The following is a 19,491-nucleotide window of genomic DNA, read 5'->3' on the forward strand; positions in this document are numbered from 1 at the left end:
AATTACTTGAAATATTATTCATTTATTAATCTGAGTATGCTTTTTTAACTTTGCAACAGCAACCATAAATGCTCCTCATAATAAATATAAGGTTATTTTATATATACATAGATTTTATTCATCGTAAGCCTACTGAAAATAAGAAAAGACGTAAAAAGACAGTGGCTTATATTGTCATGCAATTTAAACTTTTAAAAGGGTGAATGGGGTATCGAAAGCTGTACAGTTATCTTTTAAACAAAGGAGTCAAAGTTACTCTGTCTCAAGTAAGACACGCCTTATGTAAGGTCAGCTCAAAGTGAAAAATTGTCACTTATTATAAGAAACAAAAGCAAGAACTCAATACGTTTCCGAATATATTAGAACGCTCTTTTATACCTAGTACGAAGGAAAGACCAACAGTGGTTGAGGAAATACAAATTATATTAGGTAGATTGGCAATAAATAGTGATTTATCACAGCTAGCAGAGGAAGAAAAGCGGCAATATTATCATTTTGTATGCAGAAAATATGGACTAGATCCATTTACAGAGTCGTTTGCTTTTATTCGGTTTAAGGGAAGTAAGTGAACTACAGCTATAGGTGCAGTTCCTATTAGTACAGAAGTTGGAAGAAAACTTAGTCCCGCTCAGTTAGCTCATACACTGATGACTTGTGCAACCAAAGTAAAGAGACGAGCGACAGTATCACTGTGTTGTTTAGCTATGATGGATGAAACAGAAGTAGGTATACTTTTTGGTGTAAAACGATTTGATATACAATCCGTCATCGAAAATAAAGATTTACCTCTACAATCCAAACAATCTTATGGCGGTTATACATTTATGGTAAAAGAATCAATGGGAAAATCAGAACTATTTGAGAAAGAAAAAATAAAAAAAAGAAGTGACTGTTTTGACAGAGTCATAATGGTACATCAAAAACTTCATGAATAGAAGAAGTGCACCTATTATCATATAGAATTTGTTGTGAAAGATGAAAGAAACAAGCAAGCATACAATATTGATGAAGTATGGCATTATATATATTTCTTATATTAGCACTTATTTATTTGTCAATTCTCCTTTGTGTGAAAGTAGAGTGCACGAAAATGAAAGCGGAACGAATCTTGAGATTACTATTGAAGAGGGTGTGCTTATTTATTGAGTTGTAGTGCATAGATACTATAAGAGAGCATAGGATACACATATTTTTAGAGGAATTATGTAATAAGTGACATATGAAGAAGACAATGTTGCAAATATGAGAGGTTGAAAAGAAAGCTCTCAAACCAATGTAGTTTTAAGAATAGTAGTAAATAAAAAACTGTATCTAGCCTGAAAAATACATCGAAGGGATAGCAACGGTATTTAAAGTATCTGGGGATATATTGTAAGGAAGGCAGATGTTCAATGAGTATATGCTTATAAAAAATACTGTAAAAAAACTATTGTATGTTAAAAAATTATATGTTACATTGATGTTACAAAAATATTACTTTATGTGACTTTTGTTTCATTTTGTTTTCTTGTTATTTATTTTTCGTTACAAATCATATACTAAAAGCGTTATTTCTATGTGCGTAAGAGTGTGTGTAGTAAGAAGTCTGAGTTAGAACTTCATACATTATATTAAAAATCCTTTCTGTCTTAAAAGAAGAAGAATACCAACTATATAGGGGTTTTTAGGTAATGAGATTATATAAAATGTACTTCCTTCCCCACATAATTTAGTACATATTTAAGGTTCAGTCTAATTGCTGCACAGCTACTTTTGCATTTGAGTGTATCGAAATAAATGAAGAGATTGGTAATTATAAACAGCATTAAAAAATTAATCTCGAGATGGATTTAAATAGAGTGATTGAGGTATATAAAGTGAAAAATTCTTATAAAGTGTTTATATGTATTTGGATAATTATTTTGTTGTTTTTTGTAATTTATTTTGGATATAAAATGACATCTGATAATAATCAGGTATCAATACAAGAAAAACAGGTAAAACAAGAAGTTCAAAAAATGTCAGAATAATCAAATGAGAGAGAAATAGAATCCTTTGAAATATTCTAAAAGAAATCAGTAATAAAAAGAGGGCAGTTACGTACTAGCGGGTTCCCTTTTGAGGTGCAAACATTGCAAATCATATCACATTTTTGTCACTAATATCAATGGGATTCTCTAATTAAGTAACAATAATAAACGCAGAGGAGGGATAGCTTAATAGCTATCCCTTCATCATAATATCATTTAAATAAATCTTCTATTATATTAGCAGGGGATAGTGATAGAAAAGTGGGTTCTGGTGCAAAGGTTGTATTTATTTGAAAGAGGTATATAGATTCCTAATGGAATCTATTCTTATGCAGCCATTCCGAATAGTTGATGAATAAACTTCACTTCATTTTGGACAGACTTGTCCCGTAAAATAAGTTGGCCTTTTTTAATGATATGCATCGCTTCTATTCCTAAAAGAATAGATTTAGCTGTACGAAAAGAGTTCAATCCTAGCATTGAACGAACTCTCTTTTTAATAAAACGATGATCTTGCTCTACAATGTTATTAAGGTATTTTACCTGCCTTATTTGGATGCCCACAGGCATCTTTTTCTCTGTTTTCAACTCTTCAATCGCTATAGGAAAGGCCGGGTTTTTGTCCACTGTAATCACACGGGGCTTTGAAACATGAAAAGACTGCAAAGCTTTCTTGAAAAAACGCTTTGCAGCCCTATGATCTCTTGTTTTACTTAAATGAAAATCAATTGTATATCCTTTTGAATCAACAGCACGATATAGGTACATCCATTGACCTTTGACTTTCACATACGTCTCATCGACTCGCCAAGAATCATTGGTTGACTTAAGATGACGTCGTACTCGCTTATCTAATTCGGGACCATATTGATGAACCCATCGCATGATAGTTGTATGAGCCAGGGATAGCCCGCGTTCTTCCATCATTTCGACTAAATCACGAAAACTGAGGTTGTACCGTAGGTACCATCTCACGGTTAATAAAATAACATCCGGTTGATAATGTTTCCACTTGAATATAATAAAAAGAAAGAGAAATGATTATATGAAAACATCACTTCTCTTTCTTTGTATTTACGAGTGGCTCCAAAAAGAAGGAATGGTTGCCGTACCCCATAAATGGTTACTTTTTCATCCATGTATCTACTAATTTTTTATTCTTTTTTATCCATTTTTCAGCGGCCTGTTCAGGGTCATTCGATTCATTAATCATGGTCATCAACGTTCCGAGTTGCTCATCGGTCATGTTCCAGTTATCAAAATACTTTATAAGCTCTGGATAATCTTTTTCAAATCCTTTACGAACAGAGTAATAAATATCATCTTTTTCTCCATACACCTTTTTAGGATCTTTTAAATATTTAAGATCAAACTCTGAAAAAGCCCAATGTGGATTCCATAATGTTACTGCAATGGGTTTCTTTTGATTATATGCTTTTTTTAATTCACTCATCATAGCGGCTTCTGAAGATTGAACAAGATTTAGCTCTATCCCATATTTGTGTATCGCTTTATCTGTTAAGCCCATTAAACTGCTGCCAGGTTCAATACCAATGATTTTATTGTTAAATTTATCCTTATTCGCATTCAAATCCTCAATACTATTGATATCTGTCATGTATGAAGGAACAACTAAACCAAGACCAGTACCTTTATACCACGCTGACTTTATTACAACATCATCCTTATATTTTTCATATAATGGCTTATCAGTAATTGGTAGCCAGACCTCTAAGTTGGCGTCCACATCTCCTCGTGCTACCCCGGTCCAAACGGCTGCCTTTTCTAAATATAACAATTCAACTTTATAACCTTTTTCCTCAAGTAATACTTTCCACATATTTGCGGTAGCTATGTTTTCTTTCCAACTCGTTACACCAATTTTAATTTTTCCCTTTGCATTACTGTTCGCGCCACTACAAGAAGTAGTAATTATGCTAATTAATAATAGTATGCACAGAAGCCATATTTTTTTCTTCATCAAGCTCCTCCTAGTCTCTATGATTAGATATTTCTTCTTTAACTAACGTAGAAAATTATTTCAGTAAAGCTAAATACTTTATAATTATAAATAAATATTTTATAATTATAACTATGAATAATATAAACTAACTATTAATAGCTTAACAAAAAAATAAAAAAAAGTCTTTGATGAACTATTGTAATGTACTATTTGGTTTAGAAATAGTTACAGTATTTGTTTAGAGTCAAAGAAAAGGAGTGAAAGAATGAAAGAAACGAAATTACGTGTTGAAAACGTTACGAAAGTATTTGGAAAGAATCCTTCTAAAGGAATCGCTTTACTAAAAGAGGGAAAAAGCAAAGCTGCTATATTAAAAGAAACTGGTATGAATATTGGCGTGAACCAGGCAAAATTCGATGTTTATGCTGGTGAAATATTTGTCATTATGGGATTATCCGGTAGTGGGAAATCTACACTTGTTCGTATGTTAAATCAGTTAATCAAACCGACTTCTGGCCATATATATATTGATGGTGAAGATATCGCAACAATGGGAAAAGAATCTCTTCGAAAAGTAAGAAGAAACAAAATGAGTATGGTATTTCAAAAATTCGCCTTATTCCCTCATCGAACGGTTTTACAAAATGTTGCATATGGTTTAGAAATACAAAAAGTATCAAAAGAAGAACGAGAAACAAAAGCGTTAGAATCTCTAAAATTAGTAGGTCTAGAAAACAATAAAGATAGTTATCCGGAACAACTTAGCGGTGGTATGCAGCAGCGTGTTGGTATCGCAAGAGCACTAACAAATAATCCAGATGTCCTACTGATGGATGAATCATTTAGTGCTTTAGATCCGATTATTCGAAAAGAAATGCAAAATGAATTATTAGAACTGCAAGATAAAATGAAAAAAACGATTATTTTTATTACACACGATCTAGATGAAGCACTCCGAATTGGTGATCGTATTGCTTTAATGAAAGACGGAGAAATTGTTCAAATTGGAACACCAGAAGAAATTATGGTGAGCCCTGCAAATGAATTTGTAGAGCAATTTGTTGCTGATGTAAATTTAGGAAAAGTTTTAACCTCTGAATCCATTATGAAAAGACCGGAAACCTTATTAATTGATCGCGGTCCACGTGTTGCACTCCAAATCATGAAAAATGCTAGTGTTTCTAGCGTATATGTAGTGAATAAGAAACATGAGTTTTTAGGTGTCTTAACTGCTGATAATGCTAGTAAAGCTGTTAAAAGACAGGTTCCGATAGCGGATTTATTAGTAACAGACATTCCTCCTGTTTATTTAGATACTCTATTAGAAGAAATGTATATAAAAATGGTTAAGGCAAAGTTACCTCTTCCTGTTCTAGATGATAAACATAGATTACGAGGGATAATAAAGCGTGAAAGTATTATTCAAGCTTTAGCAGGAAATGTAGAGGAAGAGGTGAATGATAATGAATAGTATTCCACGTATTCCTTTAGGAGAATGGGTTGATACACTTGTTACAAGTTTGTATCAGCATTTCGAAGGGTTTTTCAAAGGATTTTCTTTTATTATCGGAGGATTTGTTGATTTATTAACAAATCTATTAATATTTATCCCAGCCATTATTTTTATTACAATCACATGCCTATTAGTTTGGTACACCTCCCGTAAAATTTCACTTATAGTATTTTCTTTAATTGGATTTCTGTTTATCCTTAACGTTAACTATTGGGAACAGACCATGCAAACACTAGCGCTTGTCTTGACGTCTGTTATTATCTCTATCATTATAGGTATACCAATTGGGATTTTGGCATCTCAGAACGAAAGGTTTTCCAAATTTTTAAAACCAACTCTTGATTTTATGCAAACAATGCCTGCATTTGTTTATCTTATTCCGGCAATTACATTCTTTGGTGTTGGAGTAGTACCAGGTATTATTGCATCTGTTATTTTTGCAATGCCACCTACTATTCGCTTTACTGAGTTAGGGATTAGGCAAGTACCAGAAGATTTAATTGAAGCAGCTAATGCCTTTGGTTCAACATCGTCACAGAAACTATTCAAAGTACAGCTTCCACTTGCAACTGGAACAATCATGGCTGGTGTAAATCAGAGTATTATGCTTTCTCTATCAATGGTTGTCACTGCATCTCTTGTCGGTGCACCAGGTCTTGGCGTAGACGTTTATCGGTCGGTTACACAAGTTAATATAGGTATGGGCTTTGAAGCAGGCCTTGCTATTGTAGTAATTGCAATTATATTAGATCGAATTACACAAGGTTTTCATAAAAAATAATTATAATGTACATACTAAAAGTTATCATTTGAAACCGCGAGAAATTTATTGCTTAAAGCTGGTGCAAGTAAGGTAATATTAGTTGGTATTATCCCTTTTAAGTAGATAGTGTAAAAAGACTACATTCTTAATGTGGAATGTTACACTATACTTGAAGGGATATTTTAATGGCAAAAAAAGAACAACATTTCAAAAATATGCAGAGACATTTAAATTGAAAGCTGTACATTTGTATAAAAATGATGGACGGAGCTATGATGCGATTGCTAAAGAACTACGAATGCCAATTGCTACTCTATTGAAAATGTGGGTAAAACAAATTCCCAATGGTAACGCACTTTCTCCATATTCACTTATCCAATGATAAAGAGCATTCGAATGGATAGATAATTCTTTTGAAACCTCTTTCACAAACATATTCTCTTCCAATAGTAATTGGACTGCAGCCAATTTAAATTGACGATTATAGACTTTTCTACTCATAAACTGAATCACCTTTTTCTTTTAACTTAGTGTGCAATTTATTGTAGCATCTCCAATCCTTTTTAATTCCAGTGATATCTATAATGATTAAGGTATGTCATATATTTCTTTATCTCTTGTTTCAACTCAGTAAAACACTCGTAAGGTTTTATATATGCTTTATCTTTCAGATAGTCCAAAAACGATTCTTGTGGTGATTTATCCCAACAGTTTCCTCTTTTTCACTAATTTATGGTGGGTAGGACTTGTGTAGTGAGAATCTTAATCAGATTACCATATTCATGAACAGATACATCCAATTATTAATATCTTAATGAATACGAGATAGAAGAAGAGTAATTTCAATTTCTATTAATGTTTCATGAAGTACTGGATATCTAACCACATTAGTATGGCGAGGGTTTAGTTTTTTAAAAATTAAGAATAGTCAGTCTTGATTGTATCAATTTACTATATATTACATTTATGTAAGTATTGTTATAAGAGCATTTTTTAAAACTTTCCCCTAATAAAGTTTTGAAAGAGTTGTCTCAGTATTCTCCATGTTGTAAATATGCCAAGAAAAGAGAATCCATTTGGGTTCTCTTTTTCTTTTAAATTTGAGTCCTTAACCTCAAATTTAAAAGACGCATTAATAATTGTGATAATTTAACAGAAAAATCACCTTAACATACAGCAAATACAAAAAAGACCGGATATAATATCCCGGTCTTTACTTATTATTGATTAATTGAATTTTCACAATATTTCTTTGCAATTGCACTTGCCATATCAATTGCCCTTTGTAGAGTAGCGTGTTTAGAACTAAAATCATAAGGCTCAAATCCAAATTCTTCATAAATTTCAAAGGAGATGCTTGTTACAAGTCTATACTTTGAAGGGATAGCTTCATTATCAATTGTTAAATGGAAATCATAACGATCATCAAAACATAATAGTTCAACTTTGAATGTATTATGTGTGCTTGCTTGGCGAAATTGATAATACTCAACTGGATATAAATAATCACCTTCATTTTTGTAGTTAAAGTCTTTAAAAAAAATCTTAATCAACGCCCCTCGTGTGTTTTTTGGGGATATTCCCTATTTTTATCATAAACTCTTACCTATTACAAAGTACATAATTATTAGATTTATTATTTATAGGTGTTTCAAAAACAATGGTTTTTGATAATTGTGAAATGAACAAAATTTAATCTTTGCAAATCGCTTAACTACGTTATCAAAACTATTGTCAAAATCATATTAACTTTAACTCCCCTTTATGATAAAATTATCTTGTAAAGGTTAGGTGATTTCATGAATTCATACATTTATGGCTACGCAAGGGTAAGTACTCAACAACAAGATTTGATTCGTCAACTAGACATGCTTCAAAATTATAACTGTACTGAAATTTTAACTGAAAAAGTAACAGGTACGAAAAGTGATCGTCCAGAGCTTACTCGATTAAAAGATAAAATTAGACCAGGTGATACATTAGTTGTTGAAAGCTTTTCTAGATTAGGAAGAAGTACCAAAGATTTAATTGAACTTGTTGATTTTTTTGAGAATAAGGGAGTTAAGCTAATTAGTATCAAAGAGCAATTTGATACTAATACACCTCAAGGAAAATTAATGTTAACAGTATTTCAAGCATTCAGCCAGTTTGAAAGAGACTTAATTTCTCAACGTACACAAGAGGGACTTGAAAGTGCAAGAGCAAGGGGGAGAGTCGGTGGACGTCCTCGTGTTAAGGATAGCTTCATTCAAAGGGCATTAAAGTTATATGATTCTAAAGAATATAGCATACAAGAAATTGTAAACATGACAGGTATTAGTCAGGCTACGCTTTACCGATACATACGAAAAAATAAATAAACTGAAAAAGATGAATTTGCTTATATAAAGAATTATATTATAAAATAGTAAGAAGAATAGAAAGACAGGGAGAGGAAACCCATGTCCACAAAATTAGTAAATTTACGTATTGATTTCGCTTTTAAACAGTTATTCGGAACGAAGGGAAACGAAGAGATTTTAACTGGATTTCTAAACGCTATCCTAGAAGAATCTTTAGATGTACCTATTGTATCTCTACAACTAGAAGATCCACATCTTCATAAATCTTATGAAGATGATAAGTTATCCATATTAGACTTATTAGCAACACTAGATAACGGAACACAAGTTAATATCGAGATTCAATTACGGAACACACATGATATGGTCAAACGCTCTTTATATTACTGGAGTAAACTCTATACATCCCAAATGCAAGAAGGGATGCCGTATCGTTCACTACGGAAAACAATTACCATTAACTTATTAGATTTTATATTATTCTCCCAGGATGATTCATTTCACACCATAGGACAATTATGGAATCCCCAAAAGCAACAGATACTAAGCGATGATATTGAAATTCATTTTGTAGAAATTTCAAAATTGGTCAAACAATGGCGTGAAGAAAAAGTAAATCCATGGGAAAATGCATTTGTTCGCTGGATGTTACTATTACCAGCACATGAAGATGAACATTTAACTCAAACATTGGAGGAGATTGCAATGAATCAAGATCCAATTTTACAAAAAGCGATGAATAAGTGGGAAAATATGAGCCATGACTCTTCTTTCCGAACAGCTTATGAAGCTCGTGAAAAGTTACTTCTAGATGAGCAAGCTAAGTTAGCACATGCTCGAGAAGAGGGCTTAGAGGAAGGCATTGAAAAAGGTATTGAGAAAGGGAAAATTCAATTAATTCGTGGTATGCATAAAAATGGTATGCCATTAGAAGACATTGCAAAATTCACAGGTCTAAGTACAGAAGAAATACGAAAATTACTATTGTAATACGTATTATTACAAAAACTTTGCGAAAAATATCGCAAAGTTTTTTATTTAGTCCTTTAAACATCAACTCCTTAAAATGTTTTTCCTTTTTTATACAGTTCGCTTTTAATTTATATTAGTGTGATTTTAAAAGTAAGTTGTACCGTTGGTAAAAAGTTTGATTAAAAATCCTATATAAGGGTTCACCATATATCATAAAGTTTACTATGTAAAAATGTTATATTCTTAAATACATCGTAGACTTTCTAATCTAATTATTGCTCTTTATGCTATAAAACAAGACTTCATAACAGAATAAAATCATATTCTCCTATAGCTATAGTAAAAAGTTTTCATATTAAATATTGGTAATTTTCTGCATAAATATTATCAATTTACATTTTTTTGTATTGATGCTAATGTGATTGTAATGCGTATCGTTCGCAAAAATATAATGATTTGCAATTATATGAAAAACACCCTTGTCTACTACAAATAATTGTATATTATTTGTGTACCATAATTATTTAAGGGGGATTAAAAATATGAAACGATTTAATCATAATTTAGACATAAAAAAATTAACAGGGATTGCATTAGCGAGTGCTATCGGTTTTAGTGGTCTTGGTGTTTTGGGGACGAGTGTAAGTGCCGCTGAAAATACAAATTATGTAACTGTAAACCAAGGAATTAAAGCTGAAGATATGTCTATGAGACAATTACAAGATGCTGTACAACAAAAAAATGACCCTTTTATTAATCAAGTTAAAATATTCATAAATAAGCATTTTCAAGAATCTGAATTTTTATGGGGGAAAGTAAGTAAACAGTTAAAAATTGATATAGTCGATTTATTGGTAGGAAATGAAAAAGATTACTCCAAGAAAGTCGATGCTGGCCTTAAAAATCATTTTAAAGAAGTACCCGCTTTATTAAAATTAGCTAGCCCTGGATTCGTAAAAGATTTAATTAAATTACTAGATTACTTACCAGAATAAAATGCAGCTATATTTTTAGAAGAAACTCATTCGAATTGGAAGAGTGGAGAAATAACAGCTGTTATCTTTATGGAAAAGTTAGAACTAAAGAAAAACACACTTTATAAAATAATGAAAGAACATAGAGAAGCAACGTAACATCTATCTTATAAGAATTGCTACTTTACTCCTATTAGTAAGTAAGCAGGTACTCCCATGAATTATCCAAAATAAAAAAGTCAAAGCCATGTGGTATACATGGCTTTGGCTTTTTTATTGTATTAATCTTCATCTAATGTATTATGGTTATTCTTATAAACGTCCGTAGAAGTTCTGTTTAAATTTGTTATATGTGTTTCCTCACCAAATTCAGTACTATAATTAGGTTTTCCATATTCTTTACGATTCATCTCTTGATTCGCATCTTTCATCGGTTGAAACAACTGTGTTAAGCACATTAATCCACTTAGTCCAACAAGAGCAAAGATTACTCTTGCTAAAAAGGCATTCTGTCCACCAAATATTGTTCCTACTAAATCAAACTTAAAGAAACCAATTAGCCCCCAATTAATAGCACCAATAATAACTAAAGCTAAGGCAATTCGCTGTATAGTTCTCATGGATATAACACCTCCTTCTGTCTCAACTTTTAAAACTATGTACAGGAATACTATGTATTATTCCTGCTTGAATCGTTAGCTTTCATCTTCATTTAAAGTGATAGCCCATAATTCAACATAATTACATTCAAATGCCATAATATAAACTTTGACAAATATTTTAATGTTTTTATTGTTTAGTACTGCCATAAGACTGGATGATATTACGGTTATCTGTACTGTAATACTTAATATGGGTACTTTTTGCATCATATTAGCTATCATGTTAGTTGCTAGGATTCAATCTTATCATTAGAAATTAACAATGGTTTCATACACAAAATATCTAATACATACTGAATTTATTATTTTTATTTCTACAAGGGCTTCTTTATATTATAGAAATTAACCTTTCCTAAAACGGCTTGCTTCTTCTATTTTGCATAATATACAGCAGTACGTTCATACTACATATGAGCCGTTAAAAAGCTCATATAAATGGCTAACGTTTCATAACAAGTGGACAAAGCAGACAGTTTATTGAACTGACTGCTTTGTTTATTTTTTATATTTTATCTGCCTTTTTTCTTGGTTGGAAACCAGCTTGCCTTAGGGACTCATTCCAACTGCCAAAATACCTTACATATGTGGATAAGGCAGGCATATTAGGATCTTTTAATATTTCTTTGGCAGTCGGTAATTTTTGATAGGCATGAGCCCATTCCTTTAGCCTGGATAACAAAATCCTTCTTGTATACATATTGAGCATGTAACCGCCTTTTCATAGTTCTTCATTTATGAATTACTTTAATAAATCAAAAAAATAATACATACTGAAGATATTAAAAAGGCAAGCATCAAAATGTGCTTGCCCTTTCTTCTAACGACGATGTTCCACAAGATCAATTACACCTAAAACAACGTGAGCTAAACCAAATCCAAATACTGTATTTGCAATCATCTTATTGGATCCACGAGTTTGCTTCAAAGCATAGCCCGCAGCTGTAACTGCTGTACCTAATGTAGTCGGAATTAATCCTTCACGAATATTCATAGTAACGTCCTCCTAGTATCGCAGTTAGTAATACTGCTTTAATACTTTGGAATTAAAGTACTAAAACAAGTATTAGTATTTTCCTGTCTTGTGAAAATATGTGGAGTTATTTTAAATATCTTCTTTTAATTATGATACAGCGTAACTAAAAATGTTAATGCATAAGTTGTTTTAATACATTTACATGTTCCCTATCTTTATCTAAAATATCATGTATTAACATATGACTTTCTGGATCTAAATCACCTTGTACAATTTCTTCTGATATTTGAACACCATAATAACCTTCGCCCTTTAACGCGCTACTTACAGTTCCTTCTGTTGTATCTGGTACTGTAAATTGACTTATCAAACCTTGAAGAGAGCCAACTATTCCTTCATTATCAACCGGAACTCCTCCAAGATTTTGTATTCTTTCTGCTACTTTTAAGGCATGTTGTTTGTGATCTTGTTGTATTTTTTGAAATTCCTTTTTTATTTCTGGATCTTTTAGCTTCTCTATATAATGCTCATAGGCATGAATACCCATGTACTGCCCTTTTAGAAAGGCATTTAATGTATTGACTACACTCTGTTTTTCCATATCATCACTTCCTTTTTACGTTATCCTTTTACAGAAGTCGATCGATTATCCATACGTGTGTACAATACTATTAGTTAATTTTTTGTTATATCGTGCCTCTAAATCCTTTCTCCTCTTTCACTCACTTTGAAATAAATATCATTTATGTTTAATCACTTCCCATTAGGTTCATACTAACTTTTGTTTAAAAAATATGAGAAATGGAGTTGGATTAAATATGGAATTTGAAGGTAGAAATTCTACTGAATCTTCACTTCTTCATTATAAATATGGTCTGGGTTTATTTACTGAGAAGATGCCTAAACTAGCTGAACAATTTAATTCCTTTACAGAGGAATGCTTTAAAGAAGGCACCTTATCCAAAAAACAAAAACAGTTAATTGCTCTAGGTATTAGCCTTTATTCTCAGGATGAATATTGTATCATTTATCACATTAAAGGATGTCTAGATCAAGGAGCTTCAGAACAGGAGATCTTTGAGGCGGTGGGAGTGACAGCTGCATTTGGTGGTGGTGGCACTATGAGTCAGGCAGTAACTCTTGTACAAGAATGTATGCAAGAGTTACTGCAGTAATAGGAGTATCATCATGGATTGAGGAATTTGTTACTATTCTCTTATTAACATAAGAGAATAGTAACGTGCTTTTAACTTCAAAAATAGTCTCAATCCTTAAGTTGATGGATGAGTGGCGGGCCCCCTTTTACAAGGTGATTTTTATAATCTACATTTTGTTAAATTAATCCTTTTTAATTAAGAGGTTGATTTATAAGTATTACATATGTAATACTTTATTCATATGGATTACACGTGTAGTCAGAAAGGGGATATATATCTATGAAAAAGTTACCTAGAATTTCAGAGGCAGAACTAGAAGTCATGAAAGTATTTTGGACCCAAATAACACCACTAAGTGCAAAAGAGGTGGTGGAGCATCTTAAAGAACAAAATGATTGGAGTCCTAAAACAATTCGAACATTAATGAATAGATTAGTAAAAAAAAATGCGCTTTCTTGTAATCAAGAGAATAAAAGAATGTATACATACACAACTTTAATTTCACAAGATGCTTATTTACAAGAGGAAACAAAGTCATTTCTAAAGCGGTTTTATGGGGTTGCTTTGAAGCCTTTACTTGTGAATTTTATAAAAGAAGATAAGCTCTCTTCTGAAGATATTCAGGAGTTGAAACAAATTTTGGATGAAAGAAGCGAAGTTAATAAAAGGAAGGATAAATAATTATGCTGTATGCATTTTGGAATATTTACCTTCCAGTAACGTTTGAGTGGATTATAGACACTTCCGTTATGGCAAGCATATTAATTATCTTACTATTATGCTTGAAAGTGGTACTAAGGAATCGATTGACAGCAAGATGGCACTATTTGATCTGGTTTATCCTTATGATACGATTAATTTCACCTTGGTCTCCAGATAGTTCCTATAGTATATATTCGTTACTTTCAAAAGAAATTAAACCAATTCATTCCGTTTTACTGAAAAATCCAGAAGGGGTAGAAGGAGTGAATAGTACAGTAAATACAACATCTGATTTTACTGTACACAATTCGCAAGAATCTAATACTAATGTTACAGATGATACGAATTATGGCCCTAAGTATGAGACGTCACCGATATCAGTTTATGAAACGATTTCCTATATCTGGTTATTGGGAATTCTATGCTGTATTTTAGTAACGTTAGTTGTGAATAAAAAACTATCTCTCTATATACGAAAACAGCCCCTTATAACAGATAAAAGAATCATAGATATCTTTAATAGCTGTAAGCATGAAATGAAAATTAAAAAAAACATTCCGCTAATTTTTGCTGGTAAGCTTCCCAGTCCAACACTTGTCGGGATAAGAAAACCTTGTATTTTACTTACAGAAAAACATATCGATACGTTAAATGATAATCAATTAAGATTTATTTTTTATCATGAATTATCTCATTATAAACGAAAAGATGTGGGAATTAATCTGATTATGCATCATCTAGTGATACTGCACTGGTTTAATCCAATTATTTGGTATGCTAGCAAGTGTATAAGAGAGGATCAGGAAATTGCATGTGATGCACTAGCTCTTACATATGTAAATTCAGAAGATAATTTGGAGTATGGACATACCATTATCGCCTTATTGGAGCAACGTACGAATTGTTATCCAATACCAACAGTAGCAAATTTAAGTCGAAATAAACATAATTTAAAAAGGAGAATTGTAATGATTAAAAAGTTTAATAAAAAATCGTATCGCTTGTCAGCTTTGGGGATAGTGTGTGTAATTGGAGTATCTACATTCGCTTTAATGAATGCAAAGGCTGAAGAATCTTCTTCAAAAAAAGCAGAGTCACAAATTATAAAATCCGGTGAACAAAGTACGGAAAAACAATTAGTAAAAAATAAAGAAGGTAATCAATCTGAGCAAAAGAAAACGGAACAAGGGAATGAAAGTGAGAAAAATATTTCCCTTGAACAAAGTGACGTAGTAAGGGGGGATAATACAGGTGAAAGGAATGAATTGATAAGACATCAAGAAGGGCGTACTGATATGAAGAAAGGTATTCCTGTAACACTTAAACTTACAGAAAAGCAAAGACAGTCTCTTATTGATAGAGGGTTCCCTAAAGAGCAAACGGCTGAAGAATTTAAATCAACAAATCTTGTCCTAGTATCTTTGGTGAAATCTGTAGTCAATGAAGAGGGAATTGCAGTTCGTCCACCTCATGTTGGAGAAGTGGATGTAATACCTGCGGAGGAATACGAAACAAAATATGGAAAAACGTACTATGTCTACTTCCAGGCATGGAAGTAGACTGAAGGTTTATAAAATAGTAAAAATGTTATCTGAAACTGAATATCTAGATGTAAAAATGCTAGTTGAAAATAAAATAGTTTAATTAAGGGAAAGAATAAAATGATTATTAGAGTAATGAAGAGGATTATTAAATTAATACAAGCGAAAAAAATAATAAAAGAACGTTATATAACTTCATCTGTTGTAACAATTTTTAAAGTTGATAAATTTGAGTATGGATACGCTGCAGTAAGCCAAGAGCACATTCATTTATTCAAGTATGATAAGGAAAAGGAAGATGTTGTAAGGGTTCAAGCTTACCAGCTAGCGGAGTTTGACAGGGTAACTATTGAACATTTTGCTTTTAAAACACTCATGAAATTTATTGGTACAAATCGTACATTTATATTCACACCAATGCAACACTTTAAGGGTATAGAACATTTAATCCACTCCATTCCTTCTATCCAAGTTGTTACAATAAAACGCATATGGTTTCGTAAAATTATAGGATTCCGTTCCCTGCATAAATGGAAAATGTCTTTAGCTGTTATAGGTTATATACTGATCTCTGTCATGAGTATTAATCTCATTATGAATGAAGGAGAGAGCGATTCTAAAAAAGAAAAGCAAACATTAACAGCTAATCAGCAAATATTGGAAAATAGAATAAAAGGTGTTGTAGATCAAGTAATTGGACAGAAAAGGCTTATTAAATTAGAAATTAAAAAGGATATGAATTCAAAAGAAGCGGATAAACAAATAATTAATTTATCCTTACAAAGTAGGGAAGGTGTTACATTCTCAGATATAAAACATAGCATTTTAGATGACACGGCTAATATGTTATATAACTTAGCTTCTGATAGAGGTATTAATCAAATCAATTTCTCTTGGAAATTGCCACCGATAACAGAAAATACAAGTTTGAGAAATAATGCTCTAAAAATAACTTTTGATTATAAAGGAATACAAAAATACAGGCATGGGGCAGGTAATGAAAAAGAATTAACTAAGATAGCAATTAGGTACTGGAGCCATCCTAGTTTAGATGAATAAGAAAAAATAAAAAAGAATATAGATATTAAACCCTATAGAATAGACATTTGAAAAAGGGCTTTTCTATAGGGTTTCTCTTATATTATAAGAGAAAATTGAAAATAACAAAAAAAGTTGCAAAAAAAAATTAAAATTCTATTAAGTAACCTGTACATAAAGTTTGTAAGCGAAAAAGGTATATATTCGTTCAAATAAAGGGAATCACTATACAAGTCTGACTTAACAAAAGTTACCCCTATTATCGAGTTTTTATCTTGAAAGCAACGGATATATTATCATACATGTCAATCAATATGCTAAATTACATATCTAAAAAAGTATAATTTGTTAACATTTTCAAAATAAGGGTTATTCTTATAAAATTCTGTTAATATCAAACTTGTACCTATATAGAAAGAAGGGGATGTTTATATGTTTAAAAAAGTTATATTAGGGATATCATCATTAGCAATGGCATCGGTAGTTGGTTTAGGAATGGCATCGGAGGCATCTGCAGGACCAGCGGCACCTCTAACTTCTTTAAGTGTAGTGAAAGTAGAGTCACAATTGGGTGGGGTTGAATACATTACTCCTAATAGTTTTAGTACAACTAAAGATCATGGGGGAAGTTACTTATATGTTTACACAAAAGAAATAGGGTATGGCCAGTTTCCTTTTGCTAAAATGAATGGATTTGATGTGAAAAATATTGGTTCACAAATAATTGGTGGTAATCCTATTGTAGGTTGGGAATATAAATGGGATGCATCAAATCATCAAGAAGGGACTTTTGAATATCAAAAGACTTCAATAAACTATCCAAGAGATACGTGGCGTACTTCACTATATATTAAATAGTCAGTTTTATATATTCGTAGCATAAAAATCCCTGCACCTTGTGTGGGGATTTTTTCATAAAGAAAAGACACCCTAAGGTGCCTTCCTCCGACTTGAACCACTTTACTTTTAATAATATGTTTTGGACTTCTATCCAAATACAATTTTATCATATTTTCCGAAAAATAAAAGCGGATTCAATAACCTGCTTAATGGTTTTATATCACCATTTACTTGTGGAAGGAAATCGCCTTTAGCGTATATAGGAAAGAATAGTATTGGAGCTGAGTTTCCTGGCTCATCATAGTACTTCTTAGCTTTCTCTAAAACTTCTCTCTTACTAAATGGGGTAGTGACAGAGTAGTTGTCATAGACCGCAAAATAAGTAAGGTTGAACCAACAGTAGCCTTAAAACCACCTATTATCATAATTAATATAGAAGAAACTTATTCTAAATGGAGAAGTGGGGAAATAATAGCTATTATATTTACGGAAATGTTAGAGCTAAAGAAAAATACGTTTTATAAAATAATGAAGGAATGTGAGAGAAAAAAGTAGCATCTTTCCTATGGAAAATCCAATTTTTCCCTAGCTGAAAGAATCCTGGTTTTTTTGCACCAGAACAGTATTATATATATCGAGAAAAAATAAAAGACAACTCTAATTAAGAGCTGTCTTTTTGTGTAATAAATTTCACAAAATCTGAAGATATACAAACGACTATAATACATTATGGTTATTATTATAACAAAAACGAATAGTATTTTGAATAAAAAATATTTGAATGAGTTTTTGAGCTTTTTGTTAACAATGTTCAAAAATAAACTTTTTGTAAAGGTTTTCTTTGAATATGATTATTTATTTTAAAAATATAATCATGATTATTGTATTTCAATGGTTTCCTTATAAACCTTAGCTATATATTTAATAAAATCAATGACGGGATAGTGTATGAGTGAACGGTGCTGCGCAAATAGAATCCCTTCTTTTTCCATTTCGAAAATGAGTTGTTCCATTTTCAACTCTTTTTGTTGTATCTTATTAAAATTTTGGTATACAATGTTTTTCCATTGATAGGATGAACCATGAAAATAACTCTCTCCTTTTACCCTGTGACTAAATATTATTTCTATTTTTTCTCTACGTTGTTTTTCCTTCATATGAGCTTCCGTTGACTGCATGTTTATCGCCTCTTCCCTTGGAGCTGTATACTGTTTCCAAAAATAAGGTCTAACTCATCATAGCTAATGTACAGTAATCTTGTTGGGAATTATCGTTTAAGGCTATCTCATCAACTGTATTTGTTTTTCAAGCGCTTAATCTAATAAATTGGATCTTACGTCTAAATAAGTTGATAATGTGTATAAAATACTATCAATCTTTATTTAACAATAAATAGAAAAACTCCATTTTGAAAAAAGATTGATCAAAATGGAGTTTCTTTTATAGCTAGGTACGAGTTTTTTATAAAAAAGTTTGATTATTTTAATACTCCTTATTGTACTAACGCACTTGTAATAAATAGTTTCTCAACACATTAATGCTCCTTATGCCTTTTCAATGAAAATTCATAGCGCATTGTATGTCTTACATCTTTGAATCCTTGCTTTTCATATAAAGTAATAGCGCCAATATTTTCAGATAGTACATTTAACTCTAAGTAATCTAAATTTCGATTTTCAGCCCATTTTTTTGCTTCTAATAACAAAGCGGAACCAATTCCTTGATTTTGATATTTGGTTCCAACAATTATATCAGTAATAAAAGCGTATTTATGTTCAACCAAACACTTATAGGATGGTGTGATTAGTTCTTGAATAAGTAAAAAACCTACTGTACCATTATCGATTTCAGCTATTAAAATATCCGAATCCTTTTCATTGATTGTCTTCCTGATAAACTCTACATCCTGCTTAGCAGGCTTTATATATTTCGGCTGAAAGTTTGACATTTTTAAAGTATCCCTTTTTATATGAAAAAATCATATAAAAACATAGCGCTCTTAAGGAGTTTTGTTACAAATTTATTATGTTGGGCTTAAAAAA

The 19,491-nt window shown here is 31.5% G+C and carries 20 protein-coding genes and 6 pseudogenes; 14 read left to right on the forward strand and 12 right to left on the reverse strand.

The features are described from left to right. The first annotated feature begins 401 nt into the window (after window positions 1-401). Together MHH59_RS29165 and MHH59_RS29170 are read left to right on the forward strand one after the other, a co-directional pair. Window positions 402-569 (forward strand): hypothetical protein, encoded by a 168-nt coding sequence (locus MHH59_RS29165; protein ID WP_158080635.1) that lies wholly within the window; start codon window positions 402-404, stop codon window positions 567-569. A gap of 135 nt (window positions 570-704) precedes the next feature. After that, window positions 705-935, forward strand: coding sequence for a hypothetical protein (locus MHH59_RS29170; protein ID WP_235661810.1), 231 nt, complete (start codon window positions 705-707; stop codon window positions 933-935). Between the two features lie 1,401 nt (window positions 936-2,336). Here MHH59_RS29170 and MHH59_RS29175 read toward each other — a convergent pair. Both MHH59_RS29175 and MHH59_RS29180 read right to left on the reverse strand, forming a co-directional pair. Continuing rightward, entirely contained in the window at window positions 2,337-3,032 is a 696-nt protein-coding gene (locus MHH59_RS29175; RefSeq protein WP_113937274.1) for an IS6 family transposase, read from the reverse strand. 100 nt (window positions 3,033-3,132) lie between these two features. Next, window positions 3,133-3,990 carry a glycine betaine ABC transporter substrate-binding protein gene (locus MHH59_RS29180; RefSeq protein ID WP_002187328.1) on the reverse strand — a complete coding sequence of 286 codons (858 nt, stop codon included), beginning with the start codon at window positions 3,988-3,990 and terminating at the stop codon, window positions 3,133-3,135. A gap of 247 nt (window positions 3,991-4,237) precedes the next feature. Here MHH59_RS29180 and MHH59_RS29185 point away from each other — a divergent pair, with 247 nt between their 5' ends. Together MHH59_RS29185 and MHH59_RS29190 are read left to right on the forward strand one after the other, a co-directional pair. Then, a complete protein-coding gene (locus MHH59_RS29185; protein ID WP_113937273.1) occupies window positions 4,238-5,443 on the forward strand; it encodes a quaternary amine ABC transporter ATP-binding protein in 1,206 nt (401 codons plus the stop codon). Further along, complete coding sequence (locus MHH59_RS29190; RefSeq protein WP_002144230.1) at window positions 5,436-6,266, forward strand: ABC transporter permease; 831 nt, start codon at window positions 5,436-5,438, stop codon at window positions 6,264-6,266. The genes MHH59_RS29185 and MHH59_RS29190 overlap by 8 nt, the downstream gene beginning before the upstream one ends. 252 nt (window positions 6,267-6,518) lie before the next feature. On the opposite strand, the gene MHH59_RS29195 is transcribed toward MHH59_RS29190, so the two are convergent. The 3 genes and pseudogenes from MHH59_RS29195 to MHH59_RS29205 all read right to left on the reverse strand — a co-directional run bounded on the left by MHH59_RS29195 (window position 6,519) and on the right by MHH59_RS29205 (window position 7,844). After that, window positions 6,519-6,749, reverse strand: coding sequence for a transposase (locus MHH59_RS29195; protein WP_201055225.1), 231 nt, complete (start codon window positions 6,747-6,749; stop codon window positions 6,519-6,521). A gap of 62 nt (window positions 6,750-6,811) precedes the next feature. Further along, window positions 6,812-7,007 (reverse strand): annotated as a pseudogene (locus MHH59_RS29200) (IS3 family transposase); the annotation flags it as partial. A gap of 461 nt (window positions 7,008-7,468) precedes the next feature. Beyond that, a pseudogene (locus MHH59_RS29205) lies at window positions 7,469-7,844 on the reverse strand (hypothetical protein). A 203-nt stretch (window positions 7,845-8,047) separates the two neighbouring features. Between MHH59_RS29205 and MHH59_RS29210 the strand changes: the two are divergent. From MHH59_RS29210 to MHH59_RS29225, 4 genes and pseudogenes are all read left to right on the forward strand, one after another. Next, window positions 8,048-8,605: pseudogene (locus MHH59_RS29210) on the forward strand (recombinase family protein); the annotation flags it as partial. 84 nt (window positions 8,606-8,689) lie between these two features. Continuing rightward, window positions 8,690-9,580 carry an Rpn family recombination-promoting nuclease/putative transposase gene (locus MHH59_RS29215; RefSeq protein WP_113937270.1) on the forward strand — a complete coding sequence of 297 codons (891 nt, stop codon included), beginning with the start codon at window positions 8,690-8,692 and terminating at the stop codon, window positions 9,578-9,580. Between the two features lie 524 nt (window positions 9,581-10,104). After that, window positions 10,105-10,557: a hypothetical protein gene (locus tag MHH59_RS29220; RefSeq protein WP_113937269.1), complete on the forward strand. Its 453-nt coding sequence runs from the start codon at window positions 10,105-10,107 to the stop codon at window positions 10,555-10,557. Window positions 10,558-10,572: 15 nt separating this feature from the next. Next, window positions 10,573-10,695: pseudogene (locus MHH59_RS29225) on the forward strand (recombinase family protein); the annotation flags it as partial. Window positions 10,696-10,817: 122 nt separating this feature from the next. Here the strand turns inward: MHH59_RS29225 and MHH59_RS29230 are convergent. The 4 genes from MHH59_RS29230 to MHH59_RS29245 form a co-directional block, all read right to left on the reverse strand. Next, on the reverse strand, window positions 10,818-11,156 hold the full coding sequence (locus MHH59_RS29230; RefSeq protein ID WP_113937268.1) for a DUF378 domain-containing protein: 339 nt from the start codon (window positions 11,154-11,156) through the stop codon (window positions 10,818-10,820). A gap of 544 nt (window positions 11,157-11,700) precedes the next feature. Then, window positions 11,701-11,904 carry a homing endonuclease associated repeat-containing protein gene (locus MHH59_RS29235; RefSeq protein ID WP_113937267.1) on the reverse strand — a complete coding sequence of 68 codons (204 nt, stop codon included), beginning with the start codon at window positions 11,902-11,904 and terminating at the stop codon, window positions 11,701-11,703. 111 nt (window positions 11,905-12,015) lie between these two features. After that, window positions 12,016-12,189 carry a hypothetical protein gene (locus MHH59_RS29240; protein ID WP_001025956.1) on the reverse strand — a complete coding sequence of 58 codons (174 nt, stop codon included), beginning with the start codon at window positions 12,187-12,189 and terminating at the stop codon, window positions 12,016-12,018. A 154-nt stretch (window positions 12,190-12,343) separates the two neighbouring features. Beyond that, window positions 12,344-12,772, reverse strand: coding sequence for a ferritin-like domain-containing protein (locus MHH59_RS29245; RefSeq protein ID WP_201055228.1), 429 nt, complete (start codon window positions 12,770-12,772; stop codon window positions 12,344-12,346). A gap of 217 nt (window positions 12,773-12,989) precedes the next feature. Here MHH59_RS29245 and MHH59_RS29250 point away from each other — a divergent pair, with 217 nt between their 5' ends. The 5 genes from MHH59_RS29250 (at window position 12,990) to MHH59_RS29270 (ending at window position 17,467) form a co-directional block, all read left to right on the forward strand. Next, window positions 12,990-13,346 (forward strand): carboxymuconolactone decarboxylase family protein, encoded by a 357-nt coding sequence (locus MHH59_RS29250; RefSeq protein WP_113937265.1) that lies wholly within the window; start codon window positions 12,990-12,992, stop codon window positions 13,344-13,346. 261 nt (window positions 13,347-13,607) lie between these two features. Then, window positions 13,608-14,009, forward strand: a complete 402-nt coding sequence (locus tag MHH59_RS29255; RefSeq protein ID WP_113937264.1) for a BlaI/MecI/CopY family transcriptional regulator — start codon at window positions 13,608-13,610, stop codon at window positions 14,007-14,009. Between the two features lie 2 nt (window positions 14,010-14,011). Continuing rightward, entirely contained in the window at window positions 14,012-15,589 is a 1,578-nt protein-coding gene (locus MHH59_RS29260) for a M56 family metallopeptidase (RefSeq protein ID WP_201055230.1), read from the forward strand. 102 nt (window positions 15,590-15,691) lie between these two features. Next, complete coding sequence (locus MHH59_RS29265; RefSeq protein WP_113937262.1) at window positions 15,692-16,630, forward strand: hypothetical protein; 939 nt, start codon at window positions 15,692-15,694, stop codon at window positions 16,628-16,630. Between the two features lie 411 nt (window positions 16,631-17,041). Continuing rightward, window positions 17,042-17,467, forward strand: coding sequence for a DUF4879 domain-containing protein (locus tag MHH59_RS29270; RefSeq protein ID WP_113937261.1), 426 nt, complete (start codon window positions 17,042-17,044; stop codon window positions 17,465-17,467). A 129-nt stretch (window positions 17,468-17,596) separates the two neighbouring features. Here MHH59_RS29270 and MHH59_RS29275 read toward each other — a convergent pair. After that, window positions 17,597-17,791: pseudogene (locus tag MHH59_RS29275) on the reverse strand (hypothetical protein); the annotation flags it as partial. Between the two features lie 90 nt (window positions 17,792-17,881). Here MHH59_RS29275 and MHH59_RS29280 point away from each other — a divergent pair. After that, window positions 17,882-18,004, forward strand: a pseudogene (locus tag MHH59_RS29280) (recombinase family protein); the annotation flags it as partial. 323 nt (window positions 18,005-18,327) lie between these two features. Here the strand turns inward: MHH59_RS29280 and MHH59_RS29285 are convergent. After that, window positions 18,328-18,627, reverse strand: a complete 300-nt coding sequence (locus MHH59_RS29285) for a hypothetical protein (protein ID WP_113937259.1) — start codon at window positions 18,625-18,627, stop codon at window positions 18,328-18,330. A gap of 356 nt (window positions 18,628-18,983) precedes the next feature. Continuing rightward, a complete protein-coding gene (locus MHH59_RS29290) occupies window positions 18,984-19,397 on the reverse strand; it encodes a GNAT family N-acetyltransferase (RefSeq protein WP_235661811.1) in 414 nt (137 codons plus the stop codon). Window positions 19,398-19,491 lie beyond the last annotated feature (94 nt).

It is taken from the genome of Bacillus sp. FSL E2-0195 (genome assembly GCF_038003645.1).
GTDB classification, from domain to species: Bacteria; Bacillota; Bacilli; order Bacillales; family Bacillaceae_G; genus Bacillus_A; species Bacillus_A mycoides.

Excerpts from the sequence above, each read along its gene's own strand:
- MHH59_RS29170 (WP_235661810.1), top strand. The coding sequence starts at position 705 with ATGATGGATGAAACAGAAGTAGGTATACTTTTTGGTGTAAAACGATTT.
- MHH59_RS29180 (WP_002187328.1), bottom strand. The coding sequence starts at position 3,990 with ATGAAGAAAAAAATATGGCTTCTGTGCATACTATTATTAATTAGCATA.
- MHH59_RS29185 (WP_113937273.1), top strand. The coding sequence starts at position 4,238 with ATGAAAGAAACGAAATTACGTGTTGAAAACGTTACGAAAGTATTTGGA.
- MHH59_RS29190 (WP_002144230.1), top strand. The coding sequence starts at position 5,436 with ATGAATAGTATTCCACGTATTCCTTTAGGAGAATGGGTTGATACACTT.
- MHH59_RS29195 (WP_201055225.1), bottom strand. The coding sequence starts at position 6,749 with ATGAGTAGAAAAGTCTATAATCGTCAATTTAAATTGGCTGCAGTCCAA.
- MHH59_RS29215 (WP_113937270.1), top strand. The coding sequence starts at position 8,690 with ATGTCCACAAAATTAGTAAATTTACGTATTGATTTCGCTTTTAAACAG.
- MHH59_RS29220 (WP_113937269.1), top strand. The coding sequence starts at position 10,105 with ATGAAACGATTTAATCATAATTTAGACATAAAAAAATTAACAGGGATT.
- MHH59_RS29230 (WP_113937268.1), bottom strand. The coding sequence starts at position 11,156 with ATGAGAACTATACAGCGAATTGCCTTAGCTTTAGTTATTATTGGTGCT.
- MHH59_RS29235 (WP_113937267.1), bottom strand. The coding sequence starts at position 11,904 with ATGCTCAATATGTATACAAGAAGGATTTTGTTATCCAGGCTAAAGGAA.
- MHH59_RS29240 (WP_001025956.1), bottom strand. The coding sequence starts at position 12,189 with ATGAATATTCGTGAAGGATTAATTCCGACTACATTAGGTACAGCAGTT.
- MHH59_RS29245 (WP_201055228.1), bottom strand. The coding sequence starts at position 12,772 with ATGGAAAAACAGAGTGTAGTCAATACATTAAATGCCTTTCTAAAAGGG.
- MHH59_RS29250 (WP_113937265.1), top strand. The coding sequence starts at position 12,990 with ATGGAATTTGAAGGTAGAAATTCTACTGAATCTTCACTTCTTCATTAT.
- MHH59_RS29255 (WP_113937264.1), top strand. The coding sequence starts at position 13,608 with ATGAAAAAGTTACCTAGAATTTCAGAGGCAGAACTAGAAGTCATGAAA.
- MHH59_RS29260 (WP_201055230.1), top strand. The coding sequence starts at position 14,012 with ATGCTGTATGCATTTTGGAATATTTACCTTCCAGTAACGTTTGAGTGG.
- MHH59_RS29265 (WP_113937262.1), top strand. The coding sequence starts at position 15,692 with ATGATTATTAGAGTAATGAAGAGGATTATTAAATTAATACAAGCGAAA.
- MHH59_RS29270 (WP_113937261.1), top strand. The coding sequence starts at position 17,042 with ATGTTTAAAAAAGTTATATTAGGGATATCATCATTAGCAATGGCATCG.
- MHH59_RS29285 (WP_113937259.1), bottom strand. The coding sequence starts at position 18,627 with ATGCAGTCAACGGAAGCTCATATGAAGGAAAAACAACGTAGAGAAAAA.
- MHH59_RS29290 (WP_235661811.1), bottom strand. The coding sequence starts at position 19,397 with ATGTCAAACTTTCAGCCGAAATATATAAAGCCTGCTAAGCAGGATGTA.